Consider the following 14,621-nt stretch of genomic DNA (forward strand, 5'->3'; position numbering starts at 1 on the left):
CGTGCATGAAAACCAGGACTGGGATTCGGATCTGAACCGGCACATCGTCGGCTCGTCCGCCAGGCGAATGGCGGGCTCGCAGGCGAGTGCCACGGCGATCATCGCCCGTTGTAGGATCTCATCCGACCTTTCGTGTGGGTAGGTTGCCGAGCCGGTTCTCCGGCGACGGGATACGGTCCGTCCTCGAACGCCCAAGCGCTAGCTACCGACAGAAAGGTGGCTAGGAAAGCCGTGGCGTCGCTGCACAGCGGGCAGGCGCTGGTAAGGTGACGGCTATTATTAACCTTACGTGCATAAGACATATTATGACATATAACTTATTTGCTGAAATTGTATACCCGGTAATCAGAGCAGCCTGCGGGGTAGATGATGGGAATGACAGCGATGAGTCCAAGGACTCATATCATTTTTGACCTACCTCTTGGCCCGAAATTTACGCTTGCGATAAAGCTCGGGTACCCGATGCGCTCACATTTTCATTCAAACGATACATTAATTGTGAATATTATTATTTCTTCCGTTCTGAATTATTATAATTTATTCGAATGGGTCAAACCTTAATTTTGAGCTGTCAACACGGCCGTTGTTTGCCTTGCCATAAACCTTCTTCTTGTTAGCGACGCGAAAAATAAGAAAATCACTGGAGTGGTGTACAGCGTCAAGACTTGAGAAACGATTAAGCCGCCAACGATCGAAATGCCAATGGGCGAACGAAGCTCTGCGCCAGCACCAGTGCCCAGGGCGAGCGGCAATGCGCCAAGAAGCGCGGCCATGGTTGTCATCATGATCGGTCGAAAGCGCAGGAGGCAGCCCTGCCGGATGGCGTCGAAGGAAGACAATCCCTGCTCGCGCTCCGCCGCCAGCGCGAAATCAATCATCATGATGGCGTTCTTCTTGACGATGCCGATCAGAAGAATGATGCCAATCATTCCCATGATCGAGAGATCCTGTCCCAACAATTGCAGGGCCAGCAACGCGCCGAGACCGGCAGAGGGCAATGTCGAGATGATCGTCAGCGGATGGATGGCGCTTTCGTAGAGGACGCCCAGGACGATGTAGACGGCAACGACCGCCGCCAGAATGAGATATGGTTCAGTGTGGAGCGAGTCCTGGAAGGCCTGTGCCGCTCCCTGGAAGGTGGCCGTCACCGTATCCGGCTTGCCGGCATCGATCGCCGCCTTGTCGACGAGGGCAACGGCATCGCCAAGGGCAATGCCGGGAGCCAAGTTGAACGAGAGCGTGATCGAAGGAAACATGCCTTGGTGATTGATGGTGATAGGGGCCACATCTTCCTCGACCTTCACCAGCATGCTGAGTGGAACGAGACTGTTGGTCGTTGTCGAGCGGACGTAGAGATGTCCGAGCGAAGCCGTCGAGAGCTGGAAGCGTGAATCGACCTCGAGGACGACATGATACTGATTGAGCTGCGTAAACAGCGTGGCGACCTGTCGCTGCCCAAACGCGTCGTAGAGCGTGTCGTCGATCTGCTGAGCTGAAATACCTAAACGCGATGCCGTCTTACGATCAATCTGAAGAGTGACGCTCTTAGCCGATGCCTGTGCGTCTGAACTGACGTCGCGCAATTGCGGTAAGCTTGAGAGTTTTTGCAAAAGGATGTCCGACCATTTGGTCAGCTCGGCGATGTCGGCGTCCTGTAGGGTATATTGATACTGCGCTGCCGATATCCGCCCACCGACCCGCACATCCTGTGGCACCTGCATGTAGAGTGCTATGCCGACGACCTTCGCGACGTTCTTGCGAATCCGTGCCATGACCTGATTAGCCGTCACGTGCCTCTCGGCAAACGGCTTGAGGTTGATCAGCATGCGTCCCTGGCTAACGGTGGGGTTCGGGCCGATCCAGTAATAGACATTCGCGACGTCGGGATCCTTGGCGACGATATCGCCCAAGGATTGGACACGAGCGGACATCGCATCAAAGGAGATGTCGGGGGGCGCCTGCACCGAGCCCAATATCTGACCGGTATCGACTTCGGGGAAAAAGCCCTTGGGCGAGATTACGTAGAGCCAACCCGTCAGTCCCAGCACTCCGACTGCCACCAGCAGCGTCAGCGCGCGCTGGCCGAGCACCCAGTCGAGGCTGACCCGATAGAGAGCCAGTATCGCATCGAAGCCAGCTTCGACCCACTGATAAAGTCGGCCTTGCTGGCGGCCATGCTCGTGGCGTAGCAAAAGGCCACAAAGGGCTGGTGTCACGGTCAACGAGACGATCGCCGAGACAACGATGGCAGCGCTGACAGTTACGGCAAATTCACGAAAGAGCCGCCCGATCATCCCGCCCATCATCAAGATCGGTATGAAGACGGCAATCAGCGAGATGGTCATCGATACGATCGTGAACCCCACCTCGCGCGCACCCTCGATCGCGGCTTCCAACCGTGGACGCCCCTCTTCCATGTTGCGCACGACGTTTTCAATGACGACGATCGCGTCGTCGACGACGAAACCCACCGCGATCGTCAAGCCCATGAGTGAAAGGTTATCGAGGCTGTATCCCAGCAGGTACATGACGCCAAAAGTGCCGACCAGCGAGAGCGGGATCGTTAGGCTCGGGATGACGGTCGCCCAGATGTTCCGCAGGAAGAGAAAGATGACCATGACAACCAGGGCGATCGTGATCAGCATGGTCAGCTTGACGTCGTCGACAGAGGCCTGAATGGTCTGCGTGCGATCGCCAACGACATGGAGCTGGGCCGATGCCGGCAACGAGGCCGTCAACATCGGCAGGCTCGCTTTGATGTTGGCGATCGTGTCGATCACGTTGAAGCCGGTTTGCTTGTGCACGTCGAGGATGATGGCGCGCTTGCCGTCAATCCAGGCTGCCTGACGGATGTCTTCCGGCGCATCCGCAACCGAGCCCAGGTCGCTCAGCTTGATCGGCACGCCATTGCGGTAAGCCACGACCAGGTCATTGTAACCGTCGGCCGACATGATCTGGTCGGTCGCGTTGATCGTCGTCGCCTGATGCGGTCCGTTCAAGCTCCCCTTGGGAGCATCAACCGTCTGCGCGGCGATGATGGAGCGTACATCGTCCATCGTCAGTCCGAAGCCCGCGACCTTGTCGGGATCGAGCTGGATCCGCACGGACGGACGAAGCTGGCCATGATAGTCGACCAGTCCGACCCCCTGCATCTGGGAGATTTGCTGTGCGATGAAGTCCTCAGCATAGCGATCGAGCTCGGTGAGCGGCAGCGTGTCTGACGTGAGGGCTAGAGAGAGGATGGTAGCGTCAGCCGGATTGACCTTGTGATAGGTGGGCGGATTGGGCAGGTTCTTGGGCAAGTTGCCGCTGGCCTGGCTAATCGCCGTCTGCACGTCTTGAGCCGCGGCATCGATATCTTTTGCCAGATCGAATTGCAGCGTTATCTGCGTCGTCCCGAGCGAACTCTGCGACGTCATCTGCGTGACGCCTGGAATGTTGGAGAGTGATCGCTCCAACGGCGTCGCTACCGAGGACGCCATCGTCTCCGCGCTGGCGCCTGGAAGCTTCGCTTGTACCTGGATCGTCGGAAAGTCCACCTGAGGCAAAGGTGCCACCGGCAGCCCCATGTAGGCGATACCTCCAACCAGCACGAGGCCGATGGCCAGAAGAATCGTCCCGACAGGGCGACGGATAAAGAGACCGGATATGCTCATGACTGGGGTGCTGTCCGCGTGGTCCCATCGGCCGTGATGGGTTCCACCTTGACGCCCGGCTTCAGGCGTGGATGTCCGGTGAGGACGACCAATTCCTGCGGGGTCACACCACTTACCTCCGTATAGCCGTCGACGCTGTGAGCCGTCTCGACCTTGCGCGCCTCGATGGTGTTGTCGCTCTTAACGACGTAGACGAAATTCGCCTGCTGGCCGCGCTGAACTGCCTGGGAGGGAACGACGGTCGCCTGTATGTCAGTTTTGACCAGAAGCCTGGCCGTGACGAACTCGCCGGGCCAGAGCGAGCGGTCGGCATTGGCGAACGAGGCTTTGAGGATGATCTGACCGCTGGCTGCTTGCACCTGACTGTCGATGAAGACGAGCTTGCCGTCGGCTAGATGCTGGGTGCCATCACGGGTATCGATCGCGACGGACACATCGCCGGCCTGGAAAGCCTGCATGATTGCCGGCAAGTCGTCCTGCGAGAGCGCGAACTCGACGGATATCGGCGACAATTGCGTGACCTTAACAAGGCCCGTGAGATCGCTCGCGTGGAGGATGGATCCTGCGTCGACCTCACGCATGCCGGTCCGGCCGTCGATCGGCGAGGTAATGTTGGTGTAGCTCAGATTGAGCTTGGCGATGTCGACGGCCGCCTGGTCGGCCTTCACCGTAGCCGTCGTCGAGGCAACCTGCGCCAGCAAGGTGTCGACGTTCTGGGACGCCGCAGCGCCGATTTTCGCCAGCTTCGAGGCGCGGGTTAAGTCGACTTGAGCGTTTGTCGCCTGCGCCTTGTCTCGCGCGAGGTTGGCCTCCGCCTGGGCCAGTTGCGCCTCGTAGGGCCGAGGGTCCACCTCGGCAAGCTGGTCACCTTGGTGAACATCCTGGCCTTCGGTAAAGGTCACCCGGGTCAATTGCCCATCGACGCGGACCTTGACGTCGACGACCTTGAAGGGCTGGACGGAGCCTATCGCCGAAAGCCAGATTGGCAGGTCCTTCTTCGTCACGGCAGCTATTGTAACCGGATAGGATGCTGCCGGCGGCGGTGTGGGCTTGGCCTGACTTCGATCGTGCCAGACTCCATAGGCCGCGGCGGCGCCGATGAGCAGCACCACGATCGAAAGCCGGAGCGCCCGTCGCCGAAATGTAGGAGGCATCGTCTCACTCACTGGATGGGTTCTGACGCGTCAAGGCCAGCGGATCGGCGGGGATCGGCGCGGTCATCGTTTGTTGGAGCGCCGCATTGGTATCGATGCCGCCGCCGAAAGCCTGAAACAGGGCGACCGCGGCTTGAAGTCGAAGGGCGCGAACCTGGAGGAGCGCATCCTCGGCCTGATAGAGCGTGCGCTCGGTCGTAAGGAAAGTCAGAAAATCCGTGGCCCCGAGGCGGTACTGCGCGTCGGCCAGGCTGGAAGCCCGCCTGGCCGAGTCGACGGCAACGCCATCAATACGACCCAGCGCCTCGAGACGGGCCGCCGCCGAAAGAGCATCCTCGACATCTTGATAGGCCAGCTCAATGCTTTGCCGGTAAGTGGCGATAAGCTCCTCCGCGTGCGCCCGGTCGAGATTCAGCTGACCGCGCAGAGCTCCGCCGGCGAAGACGGGTTGCAACAGACTGGTCATGAGATCCGGCAGAGCCAGCGGTCCTAAAATCTTGCCGTGGTTCTGGTTGGTCAGCCCGAACGTCGCGGTGATCGAGATGTCTGGGAGGAGGGCAGCACGCGCGGCGCCGATATCGAAGTTCGCACTTATAAGGCGCGCCTCGGCGGCTCTTATATCGGGCCGCTGGACGATGACGTCGCTGGGCTTCGATGAGGCCACCGTCGGCACCTCGAGGCCATCCAAATTATTGGCGCCGAGTTTGAAACCCGATGGTGACACGCCCACCAGGACCGCCAGGCTGTGCAGGCTCTGCTCAAACTGCTGCTGCAATGTAACGACGGCGGCATCGAAGGTGGCGACGGCGTTACGCTGCTGCTCGACCTCAAGCTGTGAGGCGGCACCCAACGATGACTGTGCCTGGATCAACTTTAGGATCTGCGCGGCATCGTTGGCGATCGTCTGTGCCAGCTTGACCCGCGCCTGCAGCGACAAGGCGTTGATATAGGTGTTGGCGACGGCGCCCGTGAGCGTCAGCGCCGCGGTCTGCGCGTCGAACTGCGTCGCATGCGCCAAAGCCGTAGCGGAATCCGCGGTCGCTCGGTTCTTGCCCCAGAGATCGGCTTCGTAGGTCGGCTCCAGGACGGCGCTATTGTTGAGCTGTACCTGCAATGAGGTCTTGCGCTCTGAAGTGATGGCAAGGTCGACCGATGGGTAGAGGGCGGCTCCGGCGATCGTCGCCGTCGCCTCGGCTTCGCGCAACCGCGCCACGGCCGCCTGCAGGTCGAAGTTTCCGGTGAGCGCGCCATCCTCCAGGCGCGTCAACTCGGGGCTGTTGAAGGTAGTCCACCACCGATCCGCGACAGCGACCGGACGCGAAGCACCAGCTGTTTGCGGCGTGGCCCAATCCAGGGCTAGGGGCGCGGCCGGTCGCTGATAGGTGGGCACGAGCGAACATCCGGTCATCAGGGCGGCCATTGCCAAGACGCTTACTCGACGAACAATTGGCACTGGAAGCATCCGGCTTATCGAAAATGCCTTTGGAGCCGTTACGATGTCACAGTCCCACTGGCAGAAATTTCGCGCCATCATGAAGATAGGTTTACAGTTCTTCTGGCTCATCATCGGTCAAGATGATGTAGCCCGCGCCAGGTATCGTACGAATGAGCGGTGTCCAATACTTGTCGATCTTCTGCCGCAAACGATGAATGTGCATATCGACGATATTGCCGCGGGGCTCGAAATCGTAGGGCCAGCCTGCTTCCAGCAACATGGCACGCGTCACTATCTGACCGGCATGCCGCAAGAGTTTTTCAAGGAGAAGGAATTCGCGGTGTCGCAGCAAGATCTCGACATCGCCACGCCAGGCACGACGAAGGGACGTGTCGACACGCAGATCGGCTACTTCCAAAATGGAGCGACGACGCGTCTGATCGGCGCGCCTGGCGAGGGCTTCGATCCGGGCCAGGAGTTCACCAAAAGAAAAGGGTTTACCTAAATAATCATCGGCACCGGCAACCAGGCCGGAGACGCGGTCGCGCATGCCGGCAATTGCGCTCAACATCAATACCGGCGTCACGGCGTCCGTCTGGCGAAACGCCTTGATCAGGTCCACTCCGTTCAACGCCGGTACGAGGCGATCGACGATCAAGAGGTCATATATACCCTCCAACGCCATCCCCAGGCCGCTCTCGCCGTCCGCGGTCCGGTCCACGACATGACCGCTTTCGACAAGCCCGCGCTGCAGATGGCGCGCCGTACCATCGTCGTCTTCGACGATCAGGATGCGCATGCCCTAACCTCACCTGAAATAAAGAGGAATTAATGTTGATGAGAAGGACTGGATCGCTTCCATCCTACAAGATCGGCAAAAGATTGCCCGGACAAATCATTCTTTCAAAACAGGGCTGAGCAGCCACCGGGGCTCCTATGGCGCGGATATTAGTTGTTGAAGACGACCCCAAGAACGCTGACCAGATCACGGCCGCTTTGAACGATTACGGCTACGAAACCGATGCGATCACAACGGGTGCCGAGGCCCTGCGCAAGGCCACGAGCGAGACGTATGGTGCCATCGTCCTCGATCGCATGCTACCTGGCAGGTTGGATGGGCTGACCGTTCTGGCAACTCTCCGCGCCGCCGACATCCACACGCCTGTCTTGATTTTGAGCGCGCTCTCGGCGGTCGACGAGCGCATCCGCGGTCTCAAGAGCGGCGGCGACGATTATCTGGTCAAGCCTTTCGAGGCGCTGGAACTCGTGGCACGGCTGAACGCGCTGATGCGGCCGCGTCATCTGCCCGAACAGACCACGACGCTTAGGGTGGGTTCGCTCGAGGTGAATCTCCTCACGCACGGTGTCAGGCGCGACGGCACGCTGATCGAGCTTTTACCCCGCGAGTATCGTATTCTCGAGTATCTGATCCGGCATCGAGGGCAGATCGTGACCCGTGCCATGCTGTTTGAGGAGATTTGGCACTATCATTATGACAAGGCATCCAACGTGCTAGACGTCCATATCAGCCGGTTGCGCCGCAAGGTCGACGCCGAGGGATTGCCCACTATAATCAAGACGGTCAGGGGGATAGGCTACCTACTCGACGACGATGCGTGATCTCGTCCGGCGTACCGGCTTCAGGCTGCTCCTGCTTGCCCTCCTTATCTTCGGCGCGATCGCCTTGGGACTGTCCAGCTTCTTCTATTGGCAGACCCAGGACTATCTCGTTCACCAGATCGACAGCTGGCTATTCCGTGAGGCGAGTCGTCTTGCCCAGATCGAGCCCAACGCACTGGCCGGCCTGCTGCAGAGCTATTCCGCGCGCAATATCGAAACCGATCACATGTTCATGCTCTACGATCCGACGGGGCACCAGGTCGCGGGCTTCAAGGCGACGCTACCGCAGCCTCTGGAGACGCTGGATCAACCCGTCAATATGTCGGCCATGGCGGATGGGAAGCACCTTCGTATCCGCGGCATCGCCCATCGCGCCGCGTCTGGTTATCTCGTGATCGTCGGTCGAAACCTTCACGAACTCAGCGAGTTCGACGAGCGGTTGGCGCGGGCCGTCTATTTCGGCGGCATCGTCACCGCCGTTCTAGGCCTTGCGGGCGCGGCGCTTGTCGGTCTGGACGCCTCGCGGCGCCTCACGGCCGTCAATGTCGCAATTGACAGGATCATCCATGGCGACCTGCAGGCTCGGCTGCCGCTGGCCCGAAATTCCGGGGACATCGGCCGGATCGCTGCCGGTGTGAATGCCATGCTGGACCATATCGAGCGTCTCATGCTGGAGGTCAAAGGCGCCGGCGATAACATCGCCCACGACCTTCGGACTCCGCTCAGCCGCCTTCTCGCCGGACTGGAACGCGTCCGGCGACGGGATCCTGGGCGCGAAGATTATGCGTTTGCCATCGACGAGGCCATCGGCGAAGTGCATAGCATTCTTCGGACGTTCAATGCTCTCTTGCGCATTGCGGAAGTCGAGCACCTTCGCCGTAAGGCGGGCTTTATTACCGTGAATATCGGTCAGATCGCCGAAGACGTCTTCGAGTTCTACGATCCGATGGCCGAAGAAAAAGGCATCGCCTTCACTTACACTCGTCCGAGTGCCGAAGGCCCAATGATCGAAGGCGATGCGAGCCTGCTCTTCGAAGCTATCGGAAATCTCGTCGATAATAGTTTAAAATTCACGCCCAGCGGTGGCGAGGTATGCCTTAAAGTTTTGGCGACGGAGCAAGAGTGCGGCATCGAGGTCATAGACACCGGCCCTGGCATTCCGCCTGAGGAGCGCGTGGCGGTCCTTGCCCGCTTCCATCGGACCGAGCCCAGTCGGACGGTAGAGGGCAACGGACTGGGGCTCAGCCTCGTAGCTGTCGTCGCCAAGCTTCACGGCATGAAGCTGACCATCGGCGATGTTGAGAATGGGTGCTCGATCGCCCTTACATTCCAGTGGCAAAGCACACCGGTCCTTGCCGTTGACGCCAAATGACCAGCCGACCAGAAACCACAGCCGCGCAAATCATGGCGATCTGTTGCTTTGCCGGTGACTACGTAGTCGCTATCTAATCACTAACTATGTTCTTAGTCGTTGCTTAAATAGATGATGCCGGCATTGGCCGTTAAGAGCCAATGATTCGTGTGCAGCCTTGACGTCGAGTATGGCCAGGCCATCAAAGCGCCCCCTCTACACGGGCTTTGGGGACGTTATCACACGGATCCCGTCAAAGCCTTAAGGTTCGCGCATCGCCGACTTTCGCTAGCCTTAATCTTGCGCAACAACTCCTGTCCTCGATCGCGCTGCTCGTCGCTGATCACGGTCCAGTTAATCCGGACGACCTCCCTTATCACGTTGTGATTGGCGTCCTCAAAGATGAATCCTTCACGCAGCGCCCGCGACCCCATCTAGCGATACAGTCCCGATGCTTGCGGCTCCAGCTTAGTGTTCGACGACATTCGCTTTGCGAGCCAAAGGAAAATATCGATGACCTGGATCTCGGCGCCTTCCGGCCGAAAGCCTGCTTCCCATAGCCGCATTGAGGCATATATTCTTATAAAACAGATACCAAAGCCACCCGAAGCGGCTTTGGTCCCGGGCGCCGACTCATGTTGACAGAACAGGCCGAGTCCGTCACTAAATGTTGCCGAAGCGATCGGTAGAGACACCATATATAGTCTCTTCAGCGGCTCTCTCTGAGCACAGGGCGGAGCCGGTGACGATGCGTTGAATGACACCGATGGACGGCGTGGCGATGGGCTGGGCGAAGCATGCCAGCGATTTTTCGGCCACACGGATATCAACCTGGAGTTGAAAACATGTCGCTGGATCTTGCGCTGAAGACGCGGCCCGATGGCCGGGGCGACGATGGGATCGATGGCGCGGCCCGCTTTAATGTGATCCGTCGCGATGGCAGCGTTACCGCGTTTGATGCCGGCAAGATCCAGGCGGCGTTGAAGAAGGCCTTCCTGGCCGTCGAGGGTAGTGGGGCTGCCGGCTCCTCGCGGGTTCAGGACGTGACCACGGAACTGACCCTGCAGGTGGCGGAAGCGCTGCGTCGCCGCGTCGATCTCGGTCGCACCTGCCATATCGAGGAAATTCAGGACCAGGTCGAGCTGGCCTTGATGCGCGAGGGCCATCACAAAGTGGCGCGCGCCTATGTGCTCTACCGCGAGAAACGGGCGGCGGCACGTGCGGCCGAGGCGGCAACCCCGCGTCCCGATCGCCGGGCCCTCAATGTGAAGGAAATGGACGGCACGCTCGTTCCCTTGGACGAGGCCAGGCTCGAAATCCTCGTGGCCGAGGCGTCGGCGGGGCTGCAGGGCGTCAGCGCCGAGGCGATCTTGCAGGAGACGCGGCGCAATCTCTATGACGGCATTTCCCGCAAGGAGCTGGCGACAGCGCCCATCCTGGCGGCGCGCACGCTGATCGAGACCGAGCCCCATTATGCCTTCGCCAGTGCCCGTCTGCTTTTGGACCTCCTGCGCAGCGAGGCCCTGAGCCATGTGCATGGCAGGCCGATCCAGGCGACGCAGGCAGAGATGGCGGAGGGCTATGGTGCCTATTTCCCCCTCTATGTCCGGTGCGGCATCAAGGCCGGGCTGCTCGACCCCGAGCTTGCCCGCTTCGACCTTGGCAGGCTCGCAGCGGCGCTTCGCCCCGAACGGGATCTGAACTTCCAGTTCCTGGGCCTCCAGACTCTTTATGACCGCTATTTCCTGCATGAGGGCGGCGTGCGGATCGAGCTGCCGCAGGCCTTCTTCATGCGCGTGGCCATGGGCCTTGCCATACGGGAGATCGACCGGGAAGCCAGCGCCATCGAATTCTACGAGCTGCTTTCCTCGATGGACTTCATGTGCTCGACGCCCACCCTCTTCAATGCCGGCACGATGAGGCCCCAGCTCTCCTCCTGCTTCCTGACCAGCGTGGCCGATGATCTGGATGGCATCTTCAAGGCCATCAAGGACAACGCGCTGCTCTCCAAATATGCGGGCGGTCTCGGCAATGACTGGACGCGGGTCCGTGGCCTGGGCGCGCATATCAAGGGGACGAATGGCGAGAGCCAGGGTGTTGTCCCCTTCCTCAAGGTCGCCAACGACACGGCCATCGCCGTCAATCAGGGCGGCAAGCGCAAGGGTGCCGTCTGCGCTTATCTCGAGACATGGCATATCGACATCGAGGCGTTCCTCGATCTTCGCAAGAACACGGGCGACGACCGGCGCCGCACGCATGACATGAATACGGCCAACTGGGTGCCGGATCTCTTCATGCAGCGCGTCGAGGCCGGAGCGGAGTGGACGCTCTTCTCTCCCGACGAGGCGCCCGATCTGCACGAGCTTTATGGCCTGGCCTTCAAGAAGGCTTACGAGGCCTATGAGGCCAAGGCCGAGCAGGGGCTGATCAAGGTCTGGCGGCGGGTGAAGGCGGTCGATCTCTGGCGGCGCATGCTCACCATGCTGTTTGAGACCGGGCATCCCTGGATCGCCTTCAAAGATCCCTGCAATCTGCGCTCGCCGCAGCAGCATGCCGGTGTCGTCCATTCCTCCAATCTTTGCACCGAGATCACGCTCAATACCTCCGACGACGAGGTCGCGGTCTGCAATCTGGGCTCGATCAACCTTGCGGCCCATGTCGGGCCGGATGGCCTGGATCGGGAGCGGCTGGCCCGGACGACGAAGACGGCCATGCGCATGCTGGACAACGTCATCGACATTAATTTCTATACCATCCCGGAAGCCAGGCGCTCCAATCTCCGCCATCGTCCCGTGGGCCTGGGCCTCATGGGCTTCCAGGATGCCCTCTATCAGCTCCGCCTGCCGCTGGCCTCGAAGGAAGCCGTGGCCTTCGCCGATACCAGCATGGAGCTGATCAGCTATCTGGCGATCGAGGCCTCGGCCGAACTCGCGGCCGAGCGCGGCCGCTACCCGAGCTTTGCCGGCTCCTTGTGGAGCCAGGGCGTCCTGCCCATCGATTCGCTCGAGAAGGTGGCCGAGGCCAGGGGCGGCGTCCTCGACCTCGATCGGTCCGCGACGCTGGACTGGGACGGCCTGCGGGCCCGCGTGCGGCAAGGCATGCGCAACTCCAACGTCATGGCGATCGCCCCCACCGCCACGATCGCCAATATCTGCGGCGTCTCGCAGTCGATCGAGCCCGCTTATCGCAACCTCTACGTCAAGGCCAACATGTCGGGCGACTTCACGGTCGTTAATCCCTATCTGGTCCGCGACCTGAAGGGGCTTGGGATCTGGGACGAGGTCATGGTGAGCGACCTTAAATATTATGATGGCAGCCTTGGCCTCATCGATCGCGTGCCCCAGGAGCTGAAATCGCTTTATGCGACGGCCTTCGAGATCGATCCCGCCTGGCTCATCGAAGCGGCCGCCAGGCGTCAGAAATGGCTCGACCAGGCGCAGTCCTTGAACCTCTATATGGCAGCACCCTCGGGCAAGAAGCTGGATGCCATCTACAAGCTCGCCTGGGCGCGTGGTCTGAAGACCACGTATTATCTCCGCTCCCAGAGCGCGACCCATGTCGAGAAATCGACCCTCAAGGGCACGGACGGCAAGCTCAACGCGGTGAAGCCCACGGCACCTGGCGTGACGGCGAAGCCGGCTTCGCTTCCACAGGCTCCAGCCGTCGAGGCGCCCTCCTTTTGCGCGATCGACGATCCGACCTGTGAAGCCTGCCAGTAAGAACGGAATTTCTTTCAATGACCATGCTGGATTGGGCTGCAAACGAGGCCGGTCTGTCACCCGAGGCTGGCGATGCCACGGGCCTGGGCGCCATCGATCGCGAGGGAGCAAGAGTCTCCGTCGATCAGAAGCGGATGATCAATTGCCGCGCCGACGTGAACCAGCTTTTGCCGCTCAAATATCGCTGGGCCTGGGAGAAATATCTCTCGGGCTGCAATAATCACTGGATGCCGACCGAGATCTCCATGCAGGCGGATATCGCCTTGTGGCAGTCGAAGGAGGGGCTGAGCGACGACGAGCGCCGTTCGGTGAAGCGCAATCTGGGCTTCTTCGCCGCTTCGGAATCGCTGGTCGCCAACAATATCGTCCTTGCGATCTATCGCCACCTCACCAACCCGGAATGCCGGCAATATCTGCTTCGCCAGGCCTTCGAGGAGGCGGTCCACACCCATACGTTCCAATACATCGTCGACAGCCTGGGCCTGGACGAGGGCGAGCTCTTCAACATGTATCGGGAAGTGCCCTCGATTACCGACAAGGCGGCCTGGGCGCTCAAATACACGCAGAGCCTTTCCGATCCGGATTTCAAGACGGGCACGCCCGAGACGGATCGCGCCTTCCTGCGCGACCTTATCGCCTTCTACGTCGTCTTCGAGGGGATGTGGTTCTATACGGGCTTTGCGCAGATCCTCTCGCTCGGCCGACGTGGCAAGATGGTAGGCATCGCCGAGCAGTACCAATACATCCTGCGGGACGAATCCATCCATCTCAATTTCGGCATCGACGTCATCAACCAGATACGTTTTGAGAATCCCGGCCTTTGGACCGAGGCGTTCGAGGCCGAGATCAGGACCATGCTCGAGGAGGCGGCCCTGCTTGAGGTCGCCTATGCGAGGGATACGATGCCGCGCGGCTTTCTTGGGCTGAACGCCGAGCTTTGCGAGCAGTACATGCACGTCATCGCCAATCGTCGCTGCGCCCAGTTGGGGCTGCAGCCCCTCTTTCCGGAGGCCGAGAATCCTTTTCCCTGGATGTCGGAGACGATGGATCTCAAGAAAGAGAAGAACTTCTTCGAGACGCGTGTCATCGAGTACCAGACGGGCGGATCTTTGAGCTGGGATTGAGATGCCGGCCGTCCCCATGGCCGATCTCTGCCCTGCCCAAGGTCGATTTGTTTGATTTCGCCATTGACGGCGCGCCTATCGGCGATGGGGGGCGACGATCTGCCGGATCGAGCTTGCTTATCCCCTGCCCTATGCGACCCCGGCCGGGCAGGCCAAGATCTATCTTGCCGATACCGGCAGGCGTGACGGTGAGCGTGGCCCCACCGCATGCCAAGGAATATCGGGCTTGAGAACCTGATGCTCCTCTCCGACACCAGGCACTGCATGGCCAGGACTGGCGCCATTGACAGCTATATCAGGAATGTCCGGGGATCATCGAGGCCGTCACCGATGCCCTGCCGGGTGCCGGCATGGTCCTGGTCTTGCCCCGCGGCATGGCCAGGACTGGGACCCGATGTCTGGAGACATGCTCATTCTGCGGATGACGGAAGATGGCAGGCACGCTGTCGAGATCAATTGCGGCGATCTTATTGTACTGGCGACAGTACGTAATGTCGTCGTTCCTTCGTTACGTTATTCGACGAGACCGGCCAATCTTGGCCCTCTGCCTTCCCCGCCCTCT

At 60.2% G+C, this 14,621-nt stretch carries 8 protein-coding genes; 4 read left to right on the forward strand and 4 right to left on the reverse strand.

The genetic code is table 11. The features are described 5' to 3' along the window. Nucleotides 1–557: 557 nt before the first annotated feature. The 4 genes from CFB17_RS08745 to CFB17_RS08760 form a co-directional block, all read right to left on the reverse strand. Nucleotides 558–3,656, reverse strand: a complete 3,099-nt coding sequence (locus tag CFB17_RS08745) for an efflux RND transporter permease subunit (protein WP_088561157.1) — start codon at nucleotides 3,654–3,656, stop codon at nucleotides 558–560. Beyond that, nucleotides 3,653–4,810 (reverse strand): efflux RND transporter periplasmic adaptor subunit, encoded by a 1,158-nt coding sequence (locus CFB17_RS08750; RefSeq protein WP_088561158.1) that lies wholly within the window; start codon nucleotides 4,808–4,810, stop codon nucleotides 3,653–3,655. Before CFB17_RS08750 ends, CFB17_RS08745 begins: the two co-directional genes overlap by 4 nt. Nucleotides 4,811–4,814: 4 nt before the next feature. Then, nucleotides 4,815–6,272, reverse strand: a complete 1,458-nt coding sequence (locus tag CFB17_RS08755; RefSeq protein WP_407642399.1) for an efflux transporter outer membrane subunit — start codon at nucleotides 6,270–6,272, stop codon at nucleotides 4,815–4,817. A gap of 82 nt (nucleotides 6,273–6,354) precedes the next feature. After that, nucleotides 6,355–7,044, reverse strand: coding sequence for a response regulator (locus tag CFB17_RS08760; RefSeq protein WP_088561160.1), 690 nt, complete (start codon nucleotides 7,042–7,044; stop codon nucleotides 6,355–6,357). Nucleotides 7,045–7,181: 137 nt separating this feature from the next. On the opposite strand from CFB17_RS08760, the gene CFB17_RS08765 reads away from it, so the two are divergent. The 4 genes from CFB17_RS08765 to CFB17_RS08785 all read left to right on the forward strand — a co-directional run bounded on the left by CFB17_RS08765 (nucleotide 7,182) and on the right by CFB17_RS08785 (nucleotide 14,059). After that, complete coding sequence (locus CFB17_RS08765) at nucleotides 7,182–7,865, forward strand: response regulator transcription factor (RefSeq protein ID WP_088561161.1); 684 nt, start codon at nucleotides 7,182–7,184, stop codon at nucleotides 7,863–7,865. Then, complete coding sequence (locus CFB17_RS08770; RefSeq protein WP_088561162.1) at nucleotides 7,858–9,237, forward strand: sensor histidine kinase; 1,380 nt, start codon at nucleotides 7,858–7,860, stop codon at nucleotides 9,235–9,237. Before CFB17_RS08765 ends, CFB17_RS08770 begins: the two co-directional genes overlap by 8 nt. Nucleotides 9,238–10,061: 824 nt before the next feature. Beyond that, nucleotides 10,062–12,935, forward strand: a complete 2,874-nt coding sequence (locus CFB17_RS08780) for a ribonucleoside-diphosphate reductase subunit alpha (RefSeq protein ID WP_088561164.1) — start codon at nucleotides 10,062–10,064, stop codon at nucleotides 12,933–12,935. 23 nt (nucleotides 12,936–12,958) lie between these two features. Further along, entirely contained in the window at nucleotides 12,959–14,059 is a 1,101-nt protein-coding gene (locus CFB17_RS08785) for a ribonucleotide-diphosphate reductase subunit beta (RefSeq protein ID WP_088561307.1), read from the forward strand. The last annotated feature ends 562 nt before the right edge of the window (nucleotides 14,060–14,621 follow it).

It is taken from the genome of Arboricoccus pini (assembly GCF_900187945.1).
In the GTDB taxonomy this organism is placed as follows: Bacteria; Pseudomonadota; Alphaproteobacteria; order Geminicoccales; family Geminicoccaceae; genus Arboricoccus; species Arboricoccus pini.

Bases quoted from the DNA above. Each gene is read 5' to 3' on its own strand.
- CFB17_RS08745 (WP_088561157.1), bottom strand. From the start codon at position 3,656: ATGAGCATATCCGGTCTCTTTATCCGTCGCCCTGTCGGGACGATTCTT.
- CFB17_RS08750 (WP_088561158.1), bottom strand. From the start codon at position 4,810: ATGCCTCCTACATTTCGGCGACGGGCGCTCCGGCTTTCGATCGTGGTG.
- CFB17_RS08755 (WP_407642399.1), bottom strand. From the start codon at position 6,272: ATGCTTCCAGTGCCAATTGTTCGTCGAGTAAGCGTCTTGGCAATGGCC.
- CFB17_RS08760 (WP_088561160.1), bottom strand. From the start codon at position 7,044: ATGCGCATCCTGATCGTCGAAGACGACGATGGTACGGCGCGCCATCTG.
- CFB17_RS08765 (WP_088561161.1), top strand. From the start codon at position 7,182: ATGGCGCGGATATTAGTTGTTGAAGACGACCCCAAGAACGCTGACCAG.
- CFB17_RS08770 (WP_088561162.1), top strand. From the start codon at position 7,858: ATGCGTGATCTCGTCCGGCGTACCGGCTTCAGGCTGCTCCTGCTTGCC.
- CFB17_RS08780 (WP_088561164.1), top strand. From the start codon at position 10,062: ATGTCGCTGGATCTTGCGCTGAAGACGCGGCCCGATGGCCGGGGCGAC.
- CFB17_RS08785 (WP_088561307.1), top strand. From the start codon at position 12,959: ATGCTGGATTGGGCTGCAAACGAGGCCGGTCTGTCACCCGAGGCTGGC.